The sequence below is a fragment of the Shinella sp. SUS2 genome, from assembly GCF_001262505.1.
Classification (GTDB): domain Bacteria; phylum Pseudomonadota; class Alphaproteobacteria; order Rhizobiales; family Rhizobiaceae; genus Shinella.
This window is the reverse complement of the sequence record NZ_KQ410727.1, coordinates 191,449-209,840: the sequence shown is the minus strand read 5'-3', so window position 1 is coordinate 209,840 and position 18,392 is coordinate 191,449. Positions and strand designations below refer to the sequence as shown.

Below are 18,392 nucleotides of genomic sequence, written 5' to 3'. Positions count from 1 at the left end.
CTCAGGGCGTCGGGAAGCTGAATTGCGGGCTCTGCAGGATGGTGAGGTCCTCGATCGGCTCACCGCCGATCCGCTTCAGCAGCAGTCGGCCCATCGCCTCTCCCGCCGAGGTCAGGTCTTCGTAGAGCGTCTCGACCTTCGGCTGGATCTGGCTGAGCAGCCGCGAGGTCTGCTTGGCAACAATATCGTATTCGCCGCCAAGCGAGAGGCCGCGGTCGCTCATTCCGGTGATCGTGGCGAGCGCCGAGACTTCGCCGGGACAGGCAAAACCATCCGGTGGATCGGGCTCGGTGCTGCGGCGGCGCACATAGTCGCGGATCATGTCGGCGGGACTGTCGAGATCGAGCGCGTCGGGGATCTCGTAGGCAACGCCGGCCTCTCGCACAGCGGTCATGAAACCGTGCAGCATATGCTGGTAGAAGGTGAGGCGCCGGGGTGGCAGGACGATCGTCACCTTGCGCCGGCCCTTGGCGATCAGCCGCCTGGTGGCAGCATAGGCGAAGGCGAAATTGTCGTAGTCGACGAAGGCGTGCGGCGTGGAGAACTCCGTACGGCCATGCGTGACGAAGGGAAAGCCGTTTTCCAAAAGCAGCCGTACACGCGGATCGAAGGGTTCCGTGCGCGAGAAGATCAGCCCGTCGGCCATACCGTTGCGGATGATGTAGTTGACCGCTTCGACATTGCTGCCGTCGAGGAAATTCGGCGTGACGATGAGGTGGTAGGGCGTTCCCTGGAGGGCGCGCGCCAGACCGTGCATGATGGACGTGCCAAAGCCCAGGATCTCCTCGTGTGGATCGAGCAGAACGGACACGACATTGGTGCGGCCGGTCTTGAGGCGCTGGGCGGCACGGTCCGGCAGATAGCCGATTTCGGCTGCGACCTCATGCACGCGACGGCGCGTCGTCTCGGAAATCTGCGGCGCGTTGCCAAGTGCACGGGAGACCGTGGTGACCGCAAGGCCCGTCATTTCCGCAATCGTCTTCAGCGTCGGCTTGCCGGTTCGAAGCGCGGAGCGGGCGGGGTCACTGTCGGCGGGCTTTTCGATGCGGGACACGGGTGCGGTTCTTCAGATAGCGGCAGGCGATATGCGGCACCATATCCACGCACCTCGCCTTCGGCAATCTTGCGCTGCACAGAATTTAAAACGATTTCAGTGCGCCGCACAACGCCCTTCGAACTGCCGAAACCACCTGAGTCGCCGCAATTTACTGCATTTGTAGAAGCATATCCGGGGACGCACGCCGCACGCTTGACTCTGCAAATTTACAACGTTTTAAATTGGAGCGGCGCTTTGAGCCGCAGATGAACTATCGGCGGGAGGAGGCTCTCGCCCTTCGAACTTGCAAACGGGAGGAATACGATGCGCAAGTTTCTGACAACCACCGCGATCGCCGCGGTGATGATGACGATGGGCGGCATGTCCGCCAAGGCCGCCGAAGGCGTGGAAGTCCTGCACTGGTGGACCTCGGGTGGTGAAGCCGCCGCGCTCGACGTCTTGAAGAAAGATCTCGAATCCAAGGGCATTTCCTGGACCGACATGCCGGTCGCCGGCGGCGGCGGCACGGAAGCCATGACCGTCCTGCGCGCCCGCGTCACGGCCGGCAACGCGCCGACCGCGGTGCAGATGCTCGGCTTCGACATTCTCGACTGGGCCAAGGAAGGCGCACTCGGCAACCTGGACGAGATCGCCGCCAAGGAAGGCTGGGACAAGGTGATCCCGACCGCCCTGCAGCAGTTCTCCAAGTATGACGGCCACTGGATTGCCGCTCCCGTCAACGTGCACTCCACCAACTGGGTGTGGGTGAACAAGGCGGCGCTCGACAAGGCCGGCGGCAAGGAGCCTGCGAACTGGGATGAGCTGGTCGCGCTGCTCGACAAGTTCAAGGAACAGGGCATCACGCCGGTCGCCCATGGCGGCCAGCCGTGGCAGGACGCGACGATCTTCGACGCCGTCGTGCTCTCCTTCGGCAACGACTTCTACAAGAAGGCCTTCATCGACCTCGATCCGGAAACGCTGGGCGGCGCCCAGATGAAGGAAGCCTTCGACCGCATGACGAAGCTGCGCTCCTATGTGGACGACAACTTCTCGGGCCGCGACTGGAACCTCGCTTCGGCCATGGTCATCGAAGGCAAGGCCGGCGTGCAGTTCATGGGCGACTGGGCGAAGGGCGAATTCATCAAGGCCGGCAAGAAGCCGGGCACGGACTTCGTCTGCATGCGCTTCCCGGGTACCCAGGGTTCGGTCACCTTCAACTCCGACCAGTTCGCGATGTTCAAGGTCGCCGACGACAAGGTTCCGGCCCAGTTGACCATGGCCTCGGCCATCGAAAGCCCGGTCTTCCAGTCGGCCTTCAACGTGGTCAAGGGCTCTGCCCCGGCCCGCACGGACGTTTCCGACGAAGCCTTCGACGATTGCGGCAAGAAGGCGATCAAGGACCTTGCGGAAGCCAACACCAACGGCTCGCTGTTCGGCTCCATGGCGCACGGCCACGCCAACCCGGCCTCGGTCAAGAACGCCATCTACGACGTCGTGACCCGCCAATTCAACGGTGAACTGTCATCGGAAGAAGCCGTCACGGAACTGAAGGCCGCCGTCGAGGCTGCGAAGTAAGGCAAGGGCGCTGCCCCTCACCCTAACCCTCTCCCCGCAAGCGGGGAGAGGGGACAGAGAGGGCACGGCAGAATCCCTTCTCCCCGCTCGCGGGGAGAAGGTGCCGGCAGGCGGATGAGGGGCAAGACCCCACCGCACCAACACGATTTTCAACGGTGGTACCGACCATGGATAGCCGAAGCCGGCTGCAGGAGCTTTTGCCGAAGCTCGTGCTGGCCCCCAGTTTCCTCATCGTGCTCGTCTTCGTCTACGGCTTCATCGCCTATACGGGCTTTTTGTCCCTGACGGACAGCAAGATGCTGCCCTCCTACAATTTCGTAGGGCTCAGCAACTATTCAAAACTCTGGGCGCTGCCGCACTGGTGGCGGGCGATCTCCAATCTGGCGATCTTCGCTTCGCTCTACATCGTCATCTGCTCGGTGCTGGGCCTCGGCCTCGCCATCCTGCTCGACCAGAAGATCCGCGCCGAAGGCATCCTGCGGCCGATCTACCTCTATCCGATGGCGCTCTCCTTCATCGTCACGGGCACCGCCTGGAAATGGTTCCTCGATCCCGGCATCGGGCTTGAGAACACCATGCACCTCTGGGGCTGGGAGAGTTTCGCCTTCAACTGGATCAAGGACCGCAACTACGCGATCTACTGCGTGGTGATCGCCGCCGTCTGGCAATCCTCCGGCTTCGTCATGGCGATGTTCCTCGCCGGCCTTCGCGGCGTCGACAACGAGATCATCAAGGCGGCGCAGATCGACGGCGCCTCGACCTCGACCATCTACCGCCGCATCATCATTCCGCTGATGCGCCCGGTGTTCCTGTCCGCCTTCGTCGTGCTCGCCCACCTCGCCATCAAGGCATACGATCTTGTGGTGGCCTTGACAGGCGGCGGCCCCGGCCAGGCGACCGAACTGCCGGCGACCTTCATGTATTCCTACACCTTCACCCGCAACCAGATGGGCATCGGTGCGTCCTCGGCGATCATCATGCTGGTCATGATCTTCTCGATCATCATCCCCTACCTCTATTCCGAAATCCGCGGAGACAAAGGCCGATGAGCGCGCAAAATCCCGACAACGTCATCTCGCACAACAAGCTGACGCGCGCCCTCATCTATTCCGCGCTCATCCTCTTCGCGGTCTACTACCTGCTGCCGCTCTACGTCATGCTGGTCAATTCGCTGAAGCCGCTGGAGGAAATCCGCCAGGGCGGCATGCTGAACCTGCCGCAGGTCTGGACGATCGAACCCTGGTTGCAGGCCTGGTCGACAGCGCAGATCGGCGTGCAGCCGACAGGCCTTCGTCCCTTCTTCATCAACTCGATCCTGATGGTGGTTCCCGCCGTCGCGATCTCCACCATCGTCGGCGCGCTGAACGGCTATGTCTTGACCAAGTGGCAGTTCAAGGGCTCGAACGTCTTCTTCGGCCTGCTGCTGCTCTCCTGCTTCATTCCGTTCCAGATCGTGCTGATCCCGATGGCGCGCATTCTGGGCGCGCTCGGGCTTGCCGGCTCGCTCTGGGGTCTCATCCTCGTGCATGTCGTCTACGGTATCGGCTTCACGACGCTCTATTTCCGCAACTACTACGAAAACTTCCCGACCGAGCTGGTGCGCGCGGCGCAGATCGACGGCGCAAGCTTCTTCCAGATCTTCTACCGCATCCTGCTGCCGTCCTCGGGCCCGATCATCGTCGTGTCCGTCATCTGGCAGTTCACCAACATCTGGAACGACTTCCTGTTCGGTGCGTCCTTCTCGGGTGCTTCCACGACGCCCATGACCGTGGCGCTCAACAACCTCGTCCAGTCCTCCACCGGCGTGAAGGAATACAACGTGCACTTTGCCGGCGCGATCCTCGCCGCGCTCCCCACCCTCATCGTCTACATCGTCTCCGGACGGTACTTCGTGCGCGGCCTGATGTCCGGCGCCGTGAAAGGATAACGCCATGTCTTTCTTGAAAATCAGCAGCCTGCGCAAATCCTACGGTTCGCTCGAAATCCTGAAGGATATCAATATCGAGATCGAACAGGGCGGTTTCCTTGTGCTCGTCGGCCCCTCCGGCTGCGGCAAGTCCACCCTGCTCAACACGATCGCTGGCCTCGAACCGATCACCTCTGGTGATATCGCCATCGACGGCCGCTCGGTTTCAGGCCTGCATCCCTCCAAGCGCGACATCGCCATGGTGTTCCAGTCCTACGCGCTCTACCCGAACATGACGGTCGCCGGGAACATCGCCTTCGGCATGGAAATCCGCGGCGTGCCGAAGGAGGAGCGCGACAAGGCGATCAAGCAGGTCGCCGACATGCTGCAAATCGGCCATCTCCTGGAGCGCAAGCCCGGCCAGCTCTCCGGCGGCCAGCGCCAGCGCGTCGCCATGGGCCGCGCGCTGGTGCGCGACCCGAAACTCTTCCTGTTCGACGAGCCGCTGTCGAACCTCGACGCAAAACTGCGCGTCGACATGCGCACGGAAATCAAGCGCCTGCACCAGCGCATGAAGACCACCATCGTCTACGTGACGCACGACCAGATCGAGGCGATGACGCTCGCCACCAAGATCGCCGTGCTGAAGGACGGCGTGCTCCAACAGTTCGGCTCGCCCGCGGAAATCTACAACAACCCGGCCAACACCTTCGTTGCCGATTTCATGGGATCGCCCGCCATGAACCTGCTCAAGGCCAAGGTCGAGACCAACGGTTCGGGCATGGCCGTCTCGCTCGCCCGCCATCAGGCGGAGCCGCTGGTGCTTTCCGTCCCCAACGCCCCCGGCAGCCTTTCGGCCTATAACGGCAAGGACGTCATCTTCGGCATCCGCCCGGAGGCGCTGACCGACCCTGATGGCGCGGACCGCAACGCCCGCACCGTCGCGGAAGGCGATTGCCTGATCGAAGTGGTCGAGCCCGCCGGTGCCGACACCTTCGCCGTCACCCATCTCGGCGGCAAGGAGATCGTCGCGCGCCTGCGCGCCGACGTGCGCATCGCTGCCGGCCAGATGGCGCGCCTTGCCTTCAACCTCGACAAGGCGGTGTTCTTCGACCCCGCAAGCCAGCTTCGCATTGCCTGAGATTTTTCAATGACCACGCAGCCGGACATCGTCATCATCGGATCGGGCATCGGCGGCTCCACCATGGCCGCCGCGCTTGCCCCGACGGGCGCAAGGATCGTCATCCTCGAAGCGGGCGACCACCTGCCCGACCGCCCGGAAAACCGCGACCAGCGCGCCATCTTCCAGCGCGGCCATTTCCGCCCGAAAGAGATGTGGTACGAGGCTGACGGCACCGCCTTCAACCCCGGCAACTACTACAATGTCGGCGGCAATTCGAAATTCTACGGTGCGGTGCTGGTGCGCTACCGCCGTGAGGATTTCGAGGAAATGCGCCACCGCGACGGCGTCTCCCCCGCTTGGCCCTTCCCCTATGAGACGCTGGAGCCGTGGTATTCGGCTGCGGAAAAACTCTACAATGTCCGCGGCACGCTCGGCGCCGACCCGACCGAGCCGCACCATTCCGCGCCCTACCCCTTCCCGCCGGTGCCGGACGAGCCCGCCATCGCAAAAGTGCGCGCCAAGATGAAGGCGAACGGCCTGCATCCCTATTCGCTGCCGCTCGGCGTCGATATCGACCGCTGGCTCGCCAAGGCGAAGACGCCCTGGGATGCCCACCCCAACAGCAACGACGGCAAGATGGACGCCGAAAGCGCAGCGCTCGCCGAAGCGCTGAAACATAAAAATGTCGAACTGCGCACCAATTGCCGGGTGACGCGGCTCGCCACCGCCCCGCACGGCCGCACCATCGCGACCGTGCACTATCAGCGCGGCGGCGAGGCGGAGAGCGTTTCACCGAAACTGGTCATCCTCTCGGCCGGCGCGGTGCAATCCGCGGTGCTTCTGCTGCGCTCGGCCTCGGAAGCCTTCCCGAAGGGACTCGCCAACAGCTCCGACCAGGTCGGCCGCAACTTCATGAACCACAATTCGAGCGCCGTGATCGGCCTCTCGCCCTTCTACAGGAACACCTCCGTCTATCAGAAGAGCTTTGGCTTCAACGACTACTATCTCTCGGACGGCAACGGCGGTCCGCCGCTCGGTAATGTGCAGCTCCTCGGCCGCGTCTCGGGAAAGATCCTGAAGGCCAACATGCCCTCCGTGCCGGAATGGCTGCTGGACCAGGTGGCGGCCCGCGCCATCGATTTCTACGCCATGAGCGAGGACCTGCCGCATCCCGAAAGCCGCATCACGGTCGACCGCGACCGGATCGTCATGAAATGGACGCGCACCAACTGGCAGGCCCATCTCGATCTCGTCGCCAAGCTGAAAACCGCCCTGAAGAAGGCCGGCTTCCCGATCGTGCTTGCCCGCGCCTTCGACAAGCGCACGCCCTCGCACCAATGCGGCACCGTGCGCATCGGCAACGACCCGGCGACCGCGCCGCTCGACATCTGGTGCCGCGCCCATGACCATCCGAACCTCTTCGTGGTCGACGCCTCCTACCTGCCGACATCCGCCGCGGTGAACCCGGCCCTGTCCGTCGCCGCCCAGGCGCTGCGCGTCGCCGATCACATCCAATCGAGGGATCTTGCCGCATGACGACCTCAGCACGTCCCGTCGCCATCGTCACCGGCGGCCGCCGCGGCATCGGCCTCGGCATCGCCAGGGCGCTTGCGGCCGACGGTTTCGACATCGCCATAACAGGCATCGGGGATAGCGATGCCGCGACCGACGCCATGCTCGCCGATTTTTCCACCTTCGGCGCAAAGGCCGTTTATCTCAAGGCAGACCTTGCCGATCTCTCAGGCCACGCGGCCACAGTCTCGGCCATAGAAGATCAACTCGGCGCCATCGGCTGCCTTGTCAACAATGCCGGCATCGCCTCGGTCGTGCGCGGCGATTTCCTCGACCTCGCCCCCGAACATTTCGACACGATCGTCGCCACCAACCTGCGCGGCACCGTGTTCTTCACCCAGGCTGTGCTGAAGGCGATGCTGCACTCCAAACAGGCCGCCGGCCCGCGCGCGATCATCAACATCACCTCCGTCTCCGCCGGCCTCACCTCGCCCGAACGGCTCGACTATTGCATGACCAAGGCGGGGCTTGCCGCCTTCAGCCAGGGGCTGGCGCTCAGGCTGGCGGAAACCGGCATTTCCGTCTTCGAGATCCGCCCCGGCATCATCCGCTCCGACATGACGGCCGGCGTTTCGGCGAAATACGACACCCTTATCGCGGGCGGCCTCGTGCCTATGAAGCGCTGGGGCGAGCCCGAAGATATCGGCGCCGTCGCCACAGCGCTGGCGACCGGAAAATTCGCCTTCGCCACCGGCTCGGTGATCAATCTCGACGGCGGGCTCTCGATCGGCCGGCTGTGAACGTCACCCCGCGGGGTTGCCCCTCACCCCGCCCTCTCCCCGCAAGCGGGGCGAGGGAGACGAGAGGGCACGGCAAATCCCTTCTCCCCGCTTGGCTAGGGAGAAGGTGCCGGCAGGCGGATGAGGGGCAACTCCACCCGTAGCGGCACCGAACCATTCTGAGGACCAAGGCATGACATACGACTATATCATCACCGGCGCGGGACCGGCCGGCTGCGTGCTGGCGAACCGGCTTTCAGAAGACCCGGACGTGCGCGTGCTGCTGCTGGAGGCCGGCGGCGGCGACTGGAACCCGCTGTTCCACATGCCCGCCGGTTTCGCCAAGATGACAAAAGGCGTCGCAAGCTGGGGCTGGGAGACCGTGCCGCAAAAACACATGAAGGGCCGCGTGCTGCGCTACACGCAGGCGAAGGTCATCGGCGGCGGCTCCTCCATCAACGCCCAGCTCTATACCCGCGGCAATGCGGCCGATTACGACCTCTGGGCAAGCGAGGACGGCTGCGAGGGCTGGAGCTACCGGGAAATCCTGCCCTATTTCAAGCGCGCCGAGGACAACCAGCGTTTTGCCGACGACTACCATTCCTATGGCGGCCCGCTCGGCGTCTCCATGCCGGTCTCGGCGCTGCCGATCTGCGACGCCTATATCCGCGCCGGCCAGGAACTCGGCATTCCCTACAACCACGATTTCAACGGCCGCCAGCAGGCCGGCGTCGGCTTCTACCAGTTGACGCAAAGAAACCGCCGCCGCTCCTCCGCCTCGCTCTCCTACCTTTCCCCGATCAAGGACCGCAAGAACCTCACCATCCGCACCGGCGCCCGTGTCGCCCGCATCGTGCTGGAAGGGTCCCGCGCCGTCGGCGTCGAGGTTGTGACGACAAGCGGCGTCGAGACGATCCGGGCGGAGCGCGAGGTGCTGGTCTCCTCCGGCGCCATCGGCTCGCCGAAACTGCTCCAGCAATCGGGCATCGGCCCGGCGGATCACCTGAAATCCGTCGGCGTTGCGGTCAAGCACGACCTGCCGGGTGTCGGCTCGAACCTGCAGGACCACCTCGACCTCTTCGTCATCTGCGAATGCACCGGAGACCACACCTATGACGGCGTCGCGAAGCTGCACCGCACGCTCTGGGCCGGCCTGCAATATGTGCTCTTCCGCTCCGGCCCCGTCGCCTCATCACTCTTCGAGACGGGCGGCTTCTGGTATGCCGATCCCGATGCGCGCTCGCCGGACATCCAGTTCCACCTCGGCCTCGGCTCCGGCATCGAGGCGGGCGTCGAAAGGCTGAAGAATGCCGGCGTGACGCTGAATTCAGCCTATCTGCACCCCCGCTCCAAGGGCACGGTGCGTCTTGCCGCCGCCGATCCCTCGGCCGCGCCGCTGATCGACCCGAACTACTGGGACGACCCGCATGACCGGAAAATGTCGATCGAGGGGCTGAAGATCGCCCGCGAGATCATGCAGCAGGCCGCGCTGAAACCCTATGTGATGGCCGAGCGCCTGCCGGGGCCGAAGGTCATGACCGACGAAGACCTCTTCAACTACGGCTGCGCCCATGCCAAGACGGACCACCACCCCGTCGGCACCTGCAAGATGGGTACGGGGGCGGATGCGGTCGTCGGGCTCGATTTGAAGGTGCATGGTCTTGAAGGTCTGCGCGTCTGCGACAGTTCCGTTATGCCGCGCGTTCCCTCCTGCAACACCAATGCGCCGACAATCATGGTGGGGGAGAAGGGCGCCGACATCATCCGTGGCCTGCCGGCGCTGCCGGCCCAGGTTTTTCAATATGAACGCAACGACGCGCGCCCGCGTGCCCGCGCCAACATCCGATAGGGGGCAGCCATGATCCGCCACTGCGTTTTCATCCACTTCAAGCCGACGATATCAGCCGCCTACAAGGCCGAACTCTTCAACGAGATCGACGCCCTGAAGGACCGCCTGCCGGGCATGCTCGCCGTGCACATCGGCACGAATGTCAGCCCGGAAGAGGGCATGGACAAGGGCTTTGCCGATGGTTTCATCGTCGACTTCGCCGACAGTTTTTCCCGCGATGCCTATCTGGAAGACACGGAGCACAAGGAGACCGGCGCCCGCCTCGTCGCGGCGGCGGAAGGCGGCATCAAGGGTATCCTCGTCTACGATCTCGAAACCGGCGATCGCTAGGGCGTTTCTGCCCGCCTGTGCCACGTTCTGCGATGGATGTGAGAAATCCGTCAGCTGAATCGCGGGGAGCCAGCTTAACAGATGGCGCCGCACCGCACGATCCTGTCGGCGCGTCCTCCTACCTTTGCCGGCCTTGCGTCAGGCGCGCCCCGCCCGGCGCGACAGCACACGTTCGACGGCCGAAAAGGCATCGTAGATCAGCACCGCCAGCACGGCGACGACGAGACCACCCTGCAGCACGAAGGCAAGGTTGTTGGATTGCAGCCCGGCGATAATGACCTCGCCGAGCGTCTTCGCCGCGACCGTGGAGCCGATGGTCGCGGTGGCGAGGCTGATGACGACGGAAAGGCGGATGCCAGCGAGGATGACCGGCAGTGCCAGCGGTAGCTCAACCCGGGTGAGACGTTGCCAGGCGGTCATACCCGTACCGCGCGCCGCCTCCATGATGGCGGGTGGCAGGGTCGAAAGGCCGGTCATGGCATTTTCGAAGATCGGCAACAGGCCGTAAAGAAAGAGCGCGATCAGCGTCGGTTTTTCCCCAAAGCCAACGGCAGGCACGGCGAGCGCCAGCACGGCGACGGGCGGGAAGGTCTGGCCGATATTCACGAGGCTGCGCGACAGGGGCAGGAATTCCGCGCCGATCGGCCTTGTGACGAGGATGGCGAGCCCAACGGCAACGATGGTCGCGGCAAGCGTCGCGATGAAGACCGTGGCGAGGTGCGACAGCGTCAGCGACAGAAGGCTGCCCTGATTGTAGATGGCCGGCGCATTGGTCTGCACCAGCGGCTTCAACAACGGATCGAAAAGCAGCGGATGCACGAGAAAGGCGATGAGAACGACAAGCGCCGCCAGCCGCAGGAGATTGGGAAGATACCCCTTCATTGCGGCCTCGCCGCACGGCGGGCAAGGCCGGCAAGTGTGACGCGGCCAAGCCGGACACCATCAGCGCCAACGACCGGCAGGGCCGGTCGACCGGACCAGAGCAGGGCGGACAGCGCGTCGCGCTGGCTGGCTGCGGCAGAAATCGGCTCTCCCTCCGCCTCGCCGGCCTCAGCCGCGTCTGCGACAGCCCCGATCGACAGGAGCCGGAATGGCCGCTCACCGGCGCCGATCAGCGTCTCGACAAATTCCGTCGCCGGGTTCACCAGCATCTCCTCCGGCGCCGCATATTGCGCGATCCTGCCCTTGTCCATGACGGCAATGCGGTCGGCGAGATGGAAGGCTTCCTCCATATCGTGGGTGACAAGCACGATGGTCGTGCCGAAATGCTTCTGGATCGCCAAGAGATCATCCTGCGCCTTGGCCCGGATAACGGGGTCGAGCGCGCCAAACGGCTCGTCCATCAGGAGGATGTTCGGCTCGGCGGCGAGCGCCCGGGCGACGCCGACGCGCTGCTGCTGGCCGCCGGACAGTTCATGCGGATAACGCGGGCCGAAGGCGGCGGGATCGAGCTGGAACAGCGACAGCAGTTCCTTCACCTTCGCCGCGATGCGCGGTTTCTCCCAGCCGAGCAGGGTCGGTACGGTGGCGATGTTCTCCGCAACGGTGCGGTGCGGGAAGAGGCCGTGCCCCTGGATGGCATAGCCGATGCGGCGGCGCAACTCGTGGCCGGGAATGGAGCGGTTGTCGGCGCCGTCGATCAGGATCGTGCCGGAGGTCGGCTCGACGAGACGGTTGATCATGCGCATCAGCGTCGTCTTGCCGGAACCGGATGTGCCGACGATGACGGTGATCGTATGCGGCGCTATCGTCATGGAAACATTGTCGACGACCGCGGTTTCGCCATAGCGCTTGGTGATGCTGTCGATCTCGATCATGCGGTCCTGCCGAATTGTCTGCTGGAAAGTTCCGTTGCGGCGTCGAGGACGATCGCCGCGGCGAAGGCGAGGGCCACGGTCGGCACCGCGCCGAGCAGCACGAGATCCATCGCCGTCTGGCCGATCCCCTGGAAGACGAAGACGCCGAAGCCGCCCCCGCCGATGAGCGCCGCGATGGTCGCAAGACCGATATTCTGCACCAGAACGATGCGGATGCCGGTCAGGATGACCGGGAAGGCGAGCGGCAGCTCGATGCGGAAGAGGCGCTGGCCGTCCGTCATACCGATGCCGCGGGCGGCATCGTTCGCGTCACGCGGCACGCCGGCAAGCCCGACCACCGTGTTGGCAACGACCGGCAGCAGTGAATAAAGGAAGAGCGCGATGAAGGCCGGCGCGGCCCCGATGCCGCGAATGCCGAGCGCCGCTGCCCCCGGCACATGAAGGGCGACCCAACCCAGCGGCGCGATCAGAAGACCGAAAAGCGCGATCGAGGGAATCGTCTGGATGATGTTGAGCACGTTGAGAACGCCGGCGCGCAACGCCTCCACCCGGTGGCAGAGAATGCCGAGCGGCAGACCGACGAGCGTTGCCGCGACGAGCGAGCCGAGCGCCAGGACAACATGGCGGCCCGCCTCCAGCCAGAAGCTGTCGGCCCGGCTGCCATATTCCTTGAGGATCGACAGCCCGTCCCATACGCCTGAAATCAGAAGTCCCGCGGCAGCCGCGGCGACGGCAGCAAGCAGCGCCACCCGGGCGAGCGGCGACAGCCGGAGCCGGGCCAGCGCATCGGCCGTCAAAAGCGCAAAGGCAAAGCTCAGCAGCCAGAAGCCGGAGGCCGGCGAGACGCGGGCATAGGTGTTTTCCGGCGGCGTGAGATGACCGGCGGAAAGGCCGACGAGGATGGCGAGCACCAGCAGGGCGGCAAGTCCCAGCAGCAGCCGGAAGACCGTCGGCGTCTTCAGCGCGACGACAACGATCGCACTGGCGACAAAACCGAGCGGCGTCACACCGAGTGCCTCGGGAAGGGCCTCCAGAATGCCCTTTGCCTCGCCGGGCACGATGCGGTTGGCCCGGAAACTGGCGAAGGGCGCCAGAAAGGCGCCATAGGCCAGCAATGCGGCGATCACCACGCCGAGCTTGTCGATCCGGAACGTCATGAACACCTTTCGAGGGAGGTCCTCCGCTTTGAGAGCGGAGGACAAACGCGCCTTACTTGATGAAGCCGTTCTTCTTCAGGAAGTCCTCGGCAACGGCCTTGGCCGGCTCGCCGCCGACCTGGACGCGACCATTGAGATCCTGCAGCGTGACGAGATCGAGCTTTTCGAAGACGGGTTTCAGGATTTCCTCGATCTGCGGATTGGCCTTCAGCACCGCCTCGCGGATGATCGGCGCCGGCTGGTAGACCGGCTGCACGCCCTTGTCGTCCGCAAGAACCACAAGGCCCGACGGCGCGATACCGCCGTCCGTGCCATAGACCATGGCGGCATTTGCACCGTTCGTCTGGTTGGCAGCGGCCGCGATCGTCGCGGCCGTATCGCCGCCGGAAAGCGTGATGAGCTGTTCCGGCTTCAGGGTGAAGCTGTAGGTCGTCTGGAAAGCCGGCAGGGCCGCGGCCGAGTTAACGAATTCGGAGGAAGCCGCAAGCACCACCTCACCGCCGCCAGCGACATATTTGCCGAAATCGCTCAGCGTCACCAGTTTGTTCGGCTCGGCGACATCCTTGCGCAGGGCAATCGCCCAGGTGTTGTTGGCCGGGGACGGCGTCAGCCAGACGATCTTGTTGGCATCGAAATCAAGCGTCTTGGCCAGCTCATAGGCCTTGGCCGCATCCTTCCAGGCCGGATCCTCGGCCTTTTCGAAGAAGAAGGCGGCGTTGCCGGTATATTCCGGATAGATGTCGATCTCGCCCGCGATGATCGCCTGGCGCACGACCGGTGTCGCGCCGAGCTGCACACGGTCCGTCGTCTCAATGCCGTTGGCATTCAGCACCGAGAGGATGATGTTGCCAAGCACGCCGCCTTCGGTGTCGATCTTCGAGGAGACGACGACCTGGGCCTGAGCAGCGCCGGTTGCAAGCCCGAGGGCCAGAGCTGCTCCGAGGAATTTGACGACTGGACGCATGAGATAACCCTTTCGTTCTGTGCGGGAAGCCATGGCGGCATTTTCACCACGTTTGGGAAAGCCAGTCCCGGCAAAGCATTTCATATATGGCAGACAATCGCGAAAAATAGACTGCGCAACACCGGCGGGACATGCCGTTTGTTGCCGCGCTCAAAGCGCTTTCAAGATTGCGCGAAGCGACAGCCTTTTGCAACAGAAACGCATTGCAATTCCCGGTCGCATCCGACACTCTTCCCTTGGCCCGCCTCATTTTCCGATACTGCATTTCACCCTTGCCGGGAAACCATCCCGGGCCGATGTCCGGCGCAGATCTGTGAGGGACAATGAGCATTTACATTCTTGCATTGCTGATCGGTATCGTGGCGGGGCTGCGTGCAATGACGGCGCCGGCCGCCGTCAGCATCGGGGCCGCGCTCGGCTGGCTTCCCGTCTCCGGCACCTGGGCCGGTTTTCTGGCCTATCGTTTCACGCCCTACATTTTCGGCGCCCTCGCCGTCGTCGAATTCGTCACCGACCAGTTGCCGGGCACACCGAGCCGCAAGGTGCCGCAGCAGTTCGGCGCGCGCATCGTCAGTGGCGGCTTCTGCGGCGCAGCCCTTGGCACCGTTGGCGGATCGATGATCGGCGGCCTCGTCGCCGGCGTCCTCGGCGCGATCATCGGTACGCTCGGCGGCTATGAAGCCCGCAAGCGTCTCGTCGCAGCCACCGGCGGCAAGGACCTTCCCATCGCGCTGCTGGAAGACGCCGTCGCCGTGCTGCTCGGCCTCTTTGTCGTCTCATCGGTCGCCTGATGCGCACGTTCGACGCCATCATCATCGGCGCCGGGCAAGCCGGTCCGTCGCTCGCCGGCCGGCTGACGGCCGCTGGCAAGAAGGTCGCGCTCATCGAGCGCAAGCTGGTGGGCGGCACCTGCGTCAACACCGGCTGCATGCCAACCAAGGCCATGGTCGCCAGCGCCTATGCCGCCCACCTCGCCCGCCGCGGCGCCGATTACGGCGTGGTGACGGGCAAGGTCTCCATCGATTTCGCCCGGGTGATGGCCCGCAAGAACAAGGTGCGCTTCGACGCCCGCAAGGGCAACGAGGACTGGCTGGCGGGCATGCAGGGCCTCACCTTCATCCGCGGCCACGCGCGTTTCGAAAGCCCGACGGAGATTCGCGTCGGCGAGGAGTTACTGTCCGCCGGACAGATCTTCCTCAATGTCGGCGGACGGGCTGTCGTGCCCGACTTCCCCGGTATCCGGGACGTGCCCTATCTCGACAATGTCTCGATGATGGAGCTCACCGAGGTGCCGAAACACCTCATCGTCGTCGGCGGCAGCTATATCGGGCTGGAATTCGCCCAGATGTTCCGCCGCTTCGGCTCGGACGTGACGGTCATCGAGAAGGGGCCGCGGCTGATCGCCCGGGAGGACGAGGATATCAGCGCCGCCGTGCGCGACATCCTCGAACGCGAGGGCATCGCCATCCGCACGGGGGCGGAGTGCATCCGCTTCTTCAAAACCGGCGACAACGTCGGGGCCGGCGTCAATTGTACGGCAGGCACCCCCGAGATCCTGGGCTCCCATATCCTCCTCGCCACCGGCAGGCGGCCGAACACGGACGACCTCGGCCTCGACAAGGCGGGCGTGGCGGCGGACAAACGCGGCTACATCACCGTCGACGAGCGATTGGAAACCAGTGCGCCCGGCATCTTCGCGATGGGCGACTGCAACGGCCGCGGCGCCTTCACCCACACCGCCTACAACGACTTCGAGATCGTCGCGGCAAACCTCCTCGACAACGAGCCGCGCAAGGTGAGCGACCGCATCCAGACCTATGCGCTCTACATCGACCCGCCGCTCGGCCGCGCCGGCATGAGTGAGACGGAAGCACGCAAGACCGGCCGCAAGCTGCTGATCGGCACGCGGCCGATGACCCGCGTCGGCCGCGCCAAGGAAAAGGGCGAGACCCTCGGCTTCATGAAAGTGATCGCCGATGCCGAAACGAAGGAAATCCTCGGTGCCTCCATCCTCGGCACCGGCGGCGACGAAGCGGTGCAGAGTATTCTCGACGTGATGTATGCCGGCAAGCCCTATACAGCCATCACCCATGCCGTGCACATCCATCCGACCGTCTCGGAGCTGATCCCGACGGTTTTCGGGGACATGCGACCGGTGGAGTGAAAGAGGCGGAGAGCGCCCCTCATCCCGCTGCCGCGACCTTATCCCCGCAAGCGGGGCAGGAGGTAGCGGTTTCCCTCCCAGACAACGCCGCTGTGGCGGGAAACCGGCGCGGCATTCCCCTTCGCCCCGCTTGCGGGGAGAAGGTGCCGGCAGGCGGATGAGGGGCATCGCCCGCCGGCATCGGTCCTTACTTCTTGCGCAACGTCAATGCCGGATTATGGGCGAAGAAGTTGTGCGGCATGATGTGCACGGTCTTCCACTCCGTCGACATGACCGGCCAGTCTTCCATGCGCGGAATGTGATGGAAGCCGGCGGAGAACCAGGTGACGATGTCCTTGCCCATCAGGTTCTGGTCCTTCTTGACCCATTCGGCGAGCGTGTCCGAGCCATCGCTCTGCATGGCGAACTTGCCGCCGGCATAGCGCTGTTCCGGGTCGTAGACCGTGTTCCAGACCGAGTATTCGATATAGGCGTTGCGCTTCATCGGCGGGTCGTTGGCATAGTCGTAGGGACCATAGGCGACACTGCCGTGATGGATCATCCAGCCAGGCTCATGGCCGAGATACCCTTCGCGCGACGGGTTGGAGATGTGGAAGTAGCGCGGCTGCATGGCCGAGAGCTTGTAGCGCGCCTCCATTTCGGTCTTCGGCATATTGTGCTCGACCGTCCACATCGACTTGCGCGGGCTCGACGCATCCAGCTTGGCCGGCACGATGTCCATGGTCGAGAAATGGTTCACCGGCTGGTCGACGTCGAAATCGATGCGGAAGTTGAAGTAGTGGTCATGGTTGGCGGCAACGAGATTCGGCGCGATCAGCGTACCATAGGCGGTGTCCGCCTTCGCCGTCGGGTCCTTCATGGAGGTCGCGGCAACGCCCTTCACCGCATCGAGACCCGTCGCGCCGACATAGATGTTGACCTGGCCGTTCTGCTGCAGGCGATAATCGATGAGATAGTCGTAGTTGCCGACCTCGGAGGCCGTGCGCACGACAAGTTCCGTCGCCGGACGGCCTTCCGCCGGCACCGGGTTTTCCGGCGTCTGCGCGAAAACCTCGAAATGGCGCCAGGCCGGATCGCCGATGTTGCGCTCGAAGACGCAGATCGCATCCGGAATGACGAGCGGCGCGCCCTTGTCGTCGGCGATCGTCGCCGGCAGGAAAGTAGCGTGCGACGGGCAGTCGATACCGGCGCGCAGCGGGCTGAGGAAGAGGCCGAAACCATATTCCCCGCTGTCCATGTAGGTGCGCCAGTACCAGCCCTCCGTCGGATCCATGTAGGGCACGAAAACCTCGGAAAGGTGCGCCTGGTAGATGACCGAGCGCCAGGTGCCGTCGTCGTTGACATCGAGATTGGAGAGAACGAGGCCCGGGCGCTTGTCGACGCGGAAGTTGAAGCGCCAGATATCCCATTCGAGGTGACTGCCATCGATCTTGTAGTTCGGACCGCCTTCCTGCACGAGCGTGACGGGCTTCATTTCCGGGCGGAGCGGCAGGCGCTTGGCGACCTCCTCCTCCGTGTAGCCCCAGCTGTCCTTCGGCGCCTGTTCCACGACACCGGTGTCGATGACGCGCTGCACCTCTTTCTTGCCGATGTCGTAGATGGCGAAGAGCCCTTCGATCGGCTTCGCATAGAAGTTCGAGCCTTCCGGCACCTGGTAGCACGGCACCTTCATCAGGCGGGAGTTCTTGTATTCCTCGGTGAAGAAGTTGCCGCCCGTCAGCGGCAGGCAGAAGGCCTGCTCCGGCTTGAGGCCCCGCTTGGCAAGGCCTGCGATCATGTCCGGATGGCCGAGCGCGCCTTCCAGCGCGTTCATGAACTCGGTGAACAGCACCATCGGCTGGCCTGCTGTCTTGCCGTTGCTCTCGACCGTGCCCTTCGAGATGTTGACGACCGCCTCATTGAACCCGTCGGCGCTGGTGAAATAGACCGTCGCCTTGCGGTCGAGCGCCACGCCTTCCTTCCAGGCCAGCACCTCGGCCTTGGCCGGCTCCTTCAGTTCGATCAGCGGATAGAGTGTATTGTCATCCGCCACCTTCTGCTCGCGCAGGATCTGGTTGATCTTCTGGTATTCCTCGGCCGTCAGCCCGTCGAGCGGATGGGCGGCTGCCGCCCCGGCGGCAAGGCCGAACGCAAGGGCCGTCGTGGCGAGATGTTTCGTCAGTTTCATGATCGTTCCCTCT

Annotated in this window: 16 protein-coding genes; 10 read left to right on the top strand and 6 right to left on the bottom strand. The window is 64.2% G+C overall.

Going from position 1 to position 18,392, the window contains the following annotated elements; genetic code table 11:
• Window position 1: 1 nt before the first annotated feature.
• Window positions 2-1,054 (bottom strand): LacI family transcriptional regulator, encoded by a 1,053-nt coding sequence (locus AKG11_RS09635; RefSeq protein WP_023516645.1) that lies wholly within the window; start codon window positions 1,052-1,054, stop codon window positions 2-4.
• A 306-nt stretch (window positions 1,055-1,360) separates the two neighbouring features.
• On the opposite strand from AKG11_RS09635, the gene AKG11_RS09630 reads away from it, so the two are divergent.
• The 8 genes from AKG11_RS09630 to AKG11_RS09595 all read left to right on the top strand — a co-directional run bounded on the left by AKG11_RS09630 (window position 1,361) and on the right by AKG11_RS09595 (window position 10,110).
• Window positions 1,361-2,611, top strand: coding sequence for an ABC transporter substrate-binding protein (locus tag AKG11_RS09630; protein ID WP_050743726.1), 1,251 nt, complete (start codon window positions 1,361-1,363; stop codon window positions 2,609-2,611).
• A 167-nt stretch (window positions 2,612-2,778) separates the two neighbouring features.
• Window positions 2,779-3,660, top strand: a complete 882-nt coding sequence (locus tag AKG11_RS09625; RefSeq protein WP_050743725.1) for a carbohydrate ABC transporter permease — start codon at window positions 2,779-2,781, stop codon at window positions 3,658-3,660.
• The gene (locus AKG11_RS09620; RefSeq protein ID WP_050743724.1) at window positions 3,657-4,538 is read left to right on the top strand and encodes a carbohydrate ABC transporter permease; all 882 of its coding nucleotides are present in this window, start codon (window positions 3,657-3,659) and stop codon (window positions 4,536-4,538) included. The genes AKG11_RS09625 and AKG11_RS09620 overlap by 4 nt, the downstream gene beginning before the upstream one ends.
• 4 nt (window positions 4,539-4,542) lie before the next feature.
• Window positions 4,543-5,658, top strand: a complete 1,116-nt coding sequence (locus tag AKG11_RS09615) for an ABC transporter ATP-binding protein (protein ID WP_023517141.1) — start codon at window positions 4,543-4,545, stop codon at window positions 5,656-5,658.
• A 9-nt stretch (window positions 5,659-5,667) separates the two neighbouring features.
• On the top strand, window positions 5,668-7,176 hold the full coding sequence (locus AKG11_RS09610; RefSeq protein WP_050743723.1) for a GMC oxidoreductase: 1,509 nt from the start codon (window positions 5,668-5,670) through the stop codon (window positions 7,174-7,176).
• Window positions 7,173-7,952 (top strand): 3-ketoacyl-ACP reductase, encoded by a 780-nt coding sequence (locus tag AKG11_RS09605; protein WP_050743722.1) that lies wholly within the window; start codon window positions 7,173-7,175, stop codon window positions 7,950-7,952. The genes AKG11_RS09610 and AKG11_RS09605 overlap by 4 nt, the downstream gene beginning before the upstream one ends.
• Window positions 7,953-8,124: 172 nt before the next feature.
• Window positions 8,125-9,780, top strand: a complete 1,656-nt coding sequence (locus tag AKG11_RS09600; protein WP_050743721.1) for a GMC family oxidoreductase — start codon at window positions 8,125-8,127, stop codon at window positions 9,778-9,780.
• A gap of 9 nt (window positions 9,781-9,789) precedes the next feature.
• A complete protein-coding gene (locus AKG11_RS09595; RefSeq protein WP_023514100.1) occupies window positions 9,790-10,110 on the top strand; it encodes a Dabb family protein in 321 nt (106 codons plus the stop codon).
• A 138-nt stretch (window positions 10,111-10,248) separates the two neighbouring features.
• Here AKG11_RS09595 and AKG11_RS09590 read toward each other — a convergent pair whose 3' ends face one another.
• From AKG11_RS09590 to AKG11_RS09575, 4 genes are read right to left on the bottom strand one after another with little or no spacing between them, the layout of a single operon-like run.
• Window positions 10,249-10,992: an ABC transporter permease gene (locus AKG11_RS09590; protein ID WP_050743720.1), complete on the bottom strand. Its 744-nt coding sequence runs from the start codon at window positions 10,990-10,992 to the stop codon at window positions 10,249-10,251.
• A complete protein-coding gene (locus AKG11_RS09585) occupies window positions 10,989-11,927 on the bottom strand; it encodes an ABC transporter ATP-binding protein (protein ID WP_050743719.1) in 939 nt (312 codons plus the stop codon). The genes AKG11_RS09590 and AKG11_RS09585 overlap by 4 nt, the downstream gene beginning before the upstream one ends.
• Window positions 11,924-13,084 carry an ABC transporter permease gene (locus AKG11_RS09580; RefSeq protein ID WP_023514103.1) on the bottom strand — a complete coding sequence of 387 codons (1,161 nt, stop codon included), beginning with the start codon at window positions 13,082-13,084 and terminating at the stop codon, window positions 11,924-11,926. Before AKG11_RS09580 ends, AKG11_RS09585 begins: the two co-directional genes overlap by 4 nt.
• Before the next feature lie 52 nt (window positions 13,085-13,136).
• Window positions 13,137-14,048, bottom strand: coding sequence for a glycine betaine ABC transporter substrate-binding protein OsmF (locus AKG11_RS09575; RefSeq protein ID WP_024271331.1), 912 nt, complete (start codon window positions 14,046-14,048; stop codon window positions 13,137-13,139).
• Window positions 14,049-14,371: 323 nt separating this feature from the next.
• Between AKG11_RS09575 and AKG11_RS09570 the strand changes: the two genes are divergently transcribed.
• Both AKG11_RS09570 and AKG11_RS09565 read left to right on the top strand, forming a co-directional pair.
• On the top strand, window positions 14,372-14,839 hold the full coding sequence (locus AKG11_RS09570; protein WP_050743718.1) for a hypothetical protein: 468 nt from the start codon (window positions 14,372-14,374) through the stop codon (window positions 14,837-14,839).
• On the top strand, window positions 14,836-16,212 hold the full coding sequence (locus AKG11_RS09565; protein WP_050743717.1) for an FAD-containing oxidoreductase: 1,377 nt from the start codon (window positions 14,836-14,838) through the stop codon (window positions 16,210-16,212). Before AKG11_RS09570 ends, AKG11_RS09565 begins: the two co-directional genes overlap by 4 nt.
• Window positions 16,213-16,399: 187 nt before the next feature.
• Here AKG11_RS09565 and AKG11_RS09560 read toward each other — a convergent pair whose 3' ends face one another.
• Window positions 16,400-18,379: a copper amine oxidase gene (locus AKG11_RS09560; protein ID WP_024271330.1), complete on the bottom strand. Its 1,980-nt coding sequence runs from the start codon at window positions 18,377-18,379 to the stop codon at window positions 16,400-16,402.
• Between the last annotated feature and the right edge of the window lie 13 nt (window positions 18,380-18,392).

Bases quoted from the DNA above. Each gene is read 5' to 3' on its own strand.
- AKG11_RS09615 (WP_023517141.1), top strand. From the start codon at position 4,543: ATGTCTTTCTTGAAAATCAGCAGCCTGCGCAAATCCTACGGTTCGCTC.
- AKG11_RS09620 (WP_050743724.1), top strand. From the start codon at position 3,657: ATGAGCGCGCAAAATCCCGACAACGTCATCTCGCACAACAAGCTGACG.
- AKG11_RS09590 (WP_050743720.1), bottom strand. From the start codon at position 10,992: ATGAAGGGGTATCTTCCCAATCTCCTGCGGCTGGCGGCGCTTGTCGTT.
- AKG11_RS09630 (WP_050743726.1), top strand. From the start codon at position 1,361: ATGCGCAAGTTTCTGACAACCACCGCGATCGCCGCGGTGATGATGACG.
- AKG11_RS09575 (WP_024271331.1), bottom strand. From the start codon at position 14,048: ATGCGTCCAGTCGTCAAATTCCTCGGAGCAGCTCTGGCCCTCGGGCTT.
- AKG11_RS09580 (WP_023514103.1), bottom strand. From the start codon at position 13,084: ATGACGTTCCGGATCGACAAGCTCGGCGTGGTGATCGCCGCATTGCTG.
- AKG11_RS09560 (WP_024271330.1), bottom strand. From the start codon at position 18,379: ATGAAACTGACGAAACATCTCGCCACGACGGCCCTTGCGTTCGGCCTT.
- AKG11_RS09595 (WP_023514100.1), top strand. From the start codon at position 9,790: ATGATCCGCCACTGCGTTTTCATCCACTTCAAGCCGACGATATCAGCC.
- AKG11_RS09570 (WP_050743718.1), top strand. From the start codon at position 14,372: ATGAGCATTTACATTCTTGCATTGCTGATCGGTATCGTGGCGGGGCTG.
- AKG11_RS09585 (WP_050743719.1), bottom strand. From the start codon at position 11,927: ATGATCGAGATCGACAGCATCACCAAGCGCTATGGCGAAACCGCGGTC.
- AKG11_RS09605 (WP_050743722.1), top strand. From the start codon at position 7,173: ATGACGACCTCAGCACGTCCCGTCGCCATCGTCACCGGCGGCCGCCGC.
- AKG11_RS09600 (WP_050743721.1), top strand. From the start codon at position 8,125: ATGACATACGACTATATCATCACCGGCGCGGGACCGGCCGGCTGCGTG.
- AKG11_RS09625 (WP_050743725.1), top strand. From the start codon at position 2,779: ATGGATAGCCGAAGCCGGCTGCAGGAGCTTTTGCCGAAGCTCGTGCTG.
- AKG11_RS09610 (WP_050743723.1), top strand. From the start codon at position 5,668: ATGACCACGCAGCCGGACATCGTCATCATCGGATCGGGCATCGGCGGC.